2 protein-coding genes and 2 pseudogenes are annotated in these 5,485 nt (G+C 71.9%); 3 read left to right on the top strand and 1 reads right to left on the bottom strand.

The genetic code is table 11. From position 1 onward, the window contains the following. The 3 genes and pseudogenes from tssF to tssH all read left to right on the top strand — a co-directional run. A partial coding sequence (gene tssF, locus VFM98_RS17225) for a type VI secretion system baseplate subunit TssF (protein ID WP_325111128.1) occupies positions 1-1,717 on the top strand: 1,717 nt, incomplete at its 5' end. Next, on the top strand, positions 1,714-2,823 hold the full coding sequence (gene tssG / locus VFM98_RS17220; protein WP_325111127.1) for a type VI secretion system baseplate subunit TssG: 1,110 nt from the start codon (positions 1,714-1,716) through the stop codon (positions 2,821-2,823). The genes tssF and tssG, both read left to right, overlap by 4 nt. Further along, positions 2,816-5,239 (top strand): annotated as a pseudogene (tssH, locus tag VFM98_RS26195) (type VI secretion system ATPase TssH); the annotation flags it as partial. The gene tssG and the pseudogene tssH, both read left to right, overlap by 8 nt. A gap of 12 nt (positions 5,240-5,251) precedes the next feature. Here tssH and VFM98_RS26220 read toward each other — a convergent pair. Further along, a pseudogene (locus VFM98_RS26220) lies at positions 5,252-5,425 on the bottom strand (AAA family ATPase); the annotation flags it as partial. Positions 5,426-5,485: the final 60 nt, after the last annotated feature.

Genomic DNA, 5,485 nt, shown 5'->3' with positions numbered 1-5,485 from the left:
GCTGGAGGCGGAGCAGCCGCGGCTGATCGCCCACCTGCTGGAGGCGATCTATCCCAACTTCCTGGCGCCGGTGCCTTCGATGCTGGTGGCGCGCTACGGCGTCGACCCGGCCGACCCCAACCTGGTCAAGGGCTACGAGGTCCCGCGCGGCAGCGCCATCTTCTCCGAGCTCGCGCGCGGGCAGGAGACGCATTGCGAGTACCGCAGCGCCCATGCGGTGACGCTGTGGCCGATCGAGCTGGCCGACGTGCGCTACTTCAGCCATGCGGCCGACCTGCCAGTGGCGCGCCTGCCGCAGGCGCAGGGCACGCGCGGCGGGCTGCGCATCCGGCTGCGCTGCGGCGGCGGGCTCGCCTTTCGCGACCTGGGGCTGGAGCGGCTGGCCTTCTACATCAGCGCACCCGACGACGTCGCCTTCCGGTTGCACGAGCTGGTGCTGGGGGCGGCGGCCGGCACGCTGGTGCACGCGGGCGGCGGCGCGGAGGGCAGCCTGTCGCCGCAATGGCGCGGGGCCGAAAGCGTGCGCGGACTCGGCTTCGCCGCCGAGGAGGCGCTGCTGCCCGAATCGCTGCGCGCGTTCTCCGGCTACCGGCTGCTGCAGGAGTGCGCCGCCTTGCCGCAGCGGCTGCTGTTCTTCGAGCTGACCGAGCTCGCGCCGCGGCTGGCGCGCGTGGCAGGCAGCGAGCTGGAGCTCGTGGTCTTCCTGCGGCGCGGCGACGCGGCGCTGGAAGCGCTGGTCCATGCGAACAGCCTGGCCTTGTTCTGCACGCCGGCGATCAACCTGTTTCCGAAGCGGCTGGACCGCATCCAGCTCGGAACCGGCTCCTGGGACTACCACGTGGTGCCGGACCGCGCCCGTCCGATGGACTACGAGGTGCATAGCATCGCCTCCGTCACCGGCTACGGCACCGGCGCGGTGGCGCAGCAGGAGTTCCTGCCGCTCTACGCGACCTCGCACGAAGGCCTGCCGACGCGCGAGCCCGGCACGCGCGGCTACTACACGGTGCGGCGCGAGCCGCGCCTGCTGTCCACGCGCCAGAAGGAGCAGGGGCCGCGCTCGGCCCACGTGGGCGAGGAGGTGTACCTGGCGCTGGTCGATCCGGCCCATGCCCCTTACCGCGAAGACGTTCGGCAGCTCTCGGTCTCGGCCTGGGTCACCAACCGCGACCTGCCGGCGCTGCTGCCGCGCGCCGGGGCGCCGCAGGGAGCGCACGCGCTGTGGCGGCTGGAGTCGCCGGGACCGGTGGGGCGCATCGACGTGCTGCGTGGGCCGACGCGGCCCGTGACGCGCCGCCCGGTCGGCGAGCTGGGCTGGCAGCTGGTGAGCCACCTGACCCTGAACCACCTGTCGCTGGTCGGCGAGACGCCGCAGCAGGCCGCGTCGGCGCTGCGGACCATGCTGGCGCTCTATGCGCCGCCGGAGGACACGGCCTGGGCGCGTCAGGTGCAGGGCGTGCAGGCGCTGCAGGTGCGGCCTGCCGTGCGCCGCCTGCCAGTGGCGGGGCCGCTGAGTTTCGGCTCCGGCGTGGAGATCGCGCTGGAGCTCGACGAGCTCGCCTTCCAGGGCAGCAGCGCCTTCCTGCTCGCCAGCGTGCTGGAGCGCTTCTTCGCCCGCCATGCCGCGATCAACAGCTTCACCCAGCTGACGCTGCGCACGCCGCAACGGGGCGAGGTGATGCGCTGGCCGCCGCGCAGCGGCCTGCGGGAGCCGGTGTGAAGCGCGAACCCGTCCCGCCAGCGTCGTCCTTCGACGCCGCCCGCCGCGCCGAAGCCCTCGCCGCGCTCTTCTCTGCCCTCGAACGCGAGCCGCGCGCCCACGACTTCTTCGCCGTGCTGCGCCAGGTGGAGGCGCTGCGGCCCGAGTGGCCGCGTCTCGGCCGGGCGCTGCGGCCCTCGCAGGAGGCGCTGCGGCTGGGCGAGGAGCCTGAGCTCGATTTCGCACCGGCGGCGCTGGCGAGTTTCGCGCGGCGTGCCCCCACCCCGACCCTCCCCCAGAGGGGGAGGGAGACAGAAGCGGCGCCACGGCTGGGCGTGCGCTTCTTCGGCCTGCTCGGCCCGCAAGGGCCGATGCCGCTGCACTTCACCGAGTACGTGCGCGAGCGGCTGCGCTACCGCGGCGACGCCACGCTGGCGCGCTTCCTGGACCTGTTCCACCATCGCCTGCTGCTGCTGTTCTACCGCGCGTGGGCGCAGGCGCAGCCGGCCGTGCAGCACGACCGCCCCGGCGAGGACCGCTTCGCGGCCTGGCTCGGCGCCGCGTGCGGCGAGCCCGATGCGCCGCAGGGCGCGCGCGCGCTGCCGGAAAACGCGCGCCTGTTCCAGGCCGGCCTGCTGGGCGCGCGCAGCCGCCACGCCGAAGGACTGGCCAAGCTGCTGTCCAACCACTTCGGCGTGCCGGTCGCGATCGAGCCGCACATCGCGCACTGGCTGGACCTCGCCGCGGAAGACCGCACGCGGCTCGGCTCGCGCAACGCGCGGCTGGGCGTGGACAGCGCCTGCGGCCGCAAGCTGCGCGACCGCCAGTACAAGTTCCGCATCGCGCTGGGGCCGCTCACGCTGGCGCAGTACGAGTCCTTCCTGCCGGGTGGCACGGCCTGGCCGGCCCTGGAGGAATGGGTGCGCCACTACACCGGGCTCGACCTGCGCTGGGACGTGCAGCTCACGCTCGCCCGCGCGCACGTGCCCGCGCCGTGTCTCGGTAGCGGCATCCGCCTGGGCGTGAGCGCCTGGATCGGCCGCCGCGCCCAGGCCCGCGACCGCGGCGACCTGCGCCTGCGTCCCCACACCTCGTCCCTGCTGCGCCCCGGAGGCTGCCATGCTTGAAATCTCGCGCACCGCCCTGTTCGGCAAGCTCGACCCGGTCGCCTACAAGGCGATCGAAGGCGCCACGGTGTTCTGCAAGCTGCGCGGCAACCCCTACGTGGAGCTGCAGCACTGGCTGCACCAGATCCTCAACGCGCCCGACTCGGACCTGCACCGCATCGTCAAGCAGTACGGGCTGGACGCCTCGCTGCTGGCGAGCGACCTGATGGCCTCGCTGGACCGGCTGCCGCGCGGCGCCACCTCGATCACCGACCTTTCGAGCTGGGTCGAGACCGCCACCGAGCGGGCCTGGGTCTATGCCTCGCTGCTGTTCGGCGACACGCAGGTGCGCACTGGACACCTGGTGGTCGGCATGCTCAAGACGCAGTCGCTGCGCAATGCGCTGTTGTCGATCTCGAAGCAGTTCGAGCGCATCAAGCTGGAGGACCTGTGCGACAACTTCGCCAGGATCCTCGCCGGCTCGCCGGAGGAGGGGCTGCGCGCCAGCGAGGCAGCGGGCGAACCGGGCGAGGCGAGCGGCGCCATCGCGCCGGCCGCCATGGGCAAGCAGGAGGCGCTGAAGCGCTACGCCGTCGACCTCACCGAGCGCGCACGCAAGGGCGAGCTCGATCCGGTGGCCGGCCGCGACGAGGAGATCCGCCAGATCGTCGACATCCTGATGCGGCGGCGCCAGAACAATCCCATCCTCACCGGCGAGGCCGGCGTCGGCAAGACGGCCGTGGTGGAAGGCTTCGCGCTGCGGCTCGCGAGGGGCGACGTGCCGCCGCAGCTGAAGGACGTCGCCCTGCACGTGCTGGACATCGGCCTGCTGCAGGCCGGCGCCAGCATGAAAGGCGAGTTCGAGAACCGCCTGCGCGCGGTGATCGACGAGGTGCAGGCCTCGCCCAAGCCCGTCATCCTGTTCATCGACGAGGCCCACACGCTGATCGGCGCCGGCGGGCAGGCCGGCACCGGCGACGCGGCCAACCTGCTGAAGCCGGCGCTCGCGCGCGGCAAGCTGCGCACCATCGCGGCCACGACCTGGGCCGAATACAAGAAGCACATCGAGAAGGACCCGGCGCTCACCCGCCGCTTCCAGGTGGTGCAGGTCGGCGAACCGGGCGAGGACAAGGCGGTGCTGATGCTGCGCGGCGTGGCCTCGGTGCTGGAGCAGCACCACCGCGTCGCCCTGCTGGACGAGGCGATCACGGCCGCCGTGCGCCTGTCGCACCGCTACATTCCGGCGCGGCAGCTTCCGGACAAGGCCGTGAGCCTGCTCGACACCGCGTGCGCCCGCGTGGCGGTAAGCCAACACGCCACGCCGCCGGAGCTGGAGGACTGCCAGCGCCGGCTCGAAGCGTTGAAGGTGGAGCGCGAGATCATCGGCCGCGAGGAGGCGATCGGCATCGACGCCGGCGAGCGCCGCAAGCGCGTGGTCCGCGCAATGGACGAGGAAGAGACGCGGCTCGCGCTGCTGCAGCAGCGGCACGAGGAGGAGAAGGCGCTGGTCGATCGGGTGCTGGCGATCCGGGCCAGGCTGCGCGAGCCCGATCCCGAGCTCGCGCCAAAGGAGGACGAGCGCGCAAGCTTGCTTTCGGAGCTCGCCGGCCTGCAGGAAAAGCTTGCGACGCTGCAGGGCGACGCGCCCCTGATCCTGCCCTCGGTGGACGAACAGGCCGTGGCCAGCGTGATGCAGGACTGGACCGGCGTACCCGTGGGCCGCATGGTGCGCAACGAGATCGACGCAGTGCTGCGCCTGGCCGACACGCTCAACCAGCGCGTGATCGGCCAGAAGCATGCGCTGGAGATGATCGCGCGGCGCATCCAGACCTCGCGCGCGCGGCTGGACGACCCGAACAAGCCGATCGGCGTCTTCCTCCTGTGCGGCAGCTCCGGCGTCGGCAAGACGGAGACGGCGCTGGCGCTCGCCGAGTCGCTGTACGGCGGCGAGCAGAACCTGATCACCATCAACATGAGCGAGTTCCAGGAGGCGCACACCGTCTCCACGCTCAAGGGTGCGCCACCCGGCTACGTGGGCTACGGCGAGGGCGGGGTGCTCACCGAGGCCGTTCGCCGTCGTCCCTACAGCGTGGTGCTGCTCGACGAAGTGGAGAAGGCGCACCCCGACGTGCACGAACTCTTCTTCCAGGTCTTCGACAAGGGCTGGATGGAGGATGGCGAAGGGCGGGGCATCGACTTCCGCAACACGGTCATCCTGCTGACCAGCAACGTCGGCACCGACCTGATCATGCGCCTGTGCCGCGACCCGGCGCGCCTGCCGGAGCCGGAGGGCATCGCCCGCGCGCTGCGCGAGCCGCTGCTGCAGGTCTTCCCGGCGGCGCTGCTCGGTCGGCTGGTGGTGGTGCCGTACTACCCCCTGTCGGACGAGATGATGGGGAACATCGTGCGGCTGCAGCTCGATCGCATCGGGCTCCGGCATCAGCTCGGGGTCGCGGGTCATCGACATGATCAGGTCAGTGCCGACGTTCGAGGTGAGCAGGATGATCGTGTTGCGGAAGTCGATGTCGCGCCCTTCGCCATCCTCCATCCAGCCCTTGTCGAAGACCTGGAAGAACAGCTCGTGCACGTCGGTGTGCGCCTTCTCGACCTCGTCGAGCAGCACCACGCTGTACGGACGGCGCCGGACGGCTTCGGTCAGCACGCCGCCTTCGCCGTAGCCGAC

Source organism: Ramlibacter sp., from assembly GCF_035706265.1.
Taxonomy (GTDB): domain Bacteria; phylum Pseudomonadota; class Gammaproteobacteria; order Burkholderiales; family Burkholderiaceae_C; genus Ramlibacter.
The sequence above is the reverse complement of the archived record's forward strand: the minus strand, read 5'-3'. Positions and strand labels throughout refer to the sequence as shown.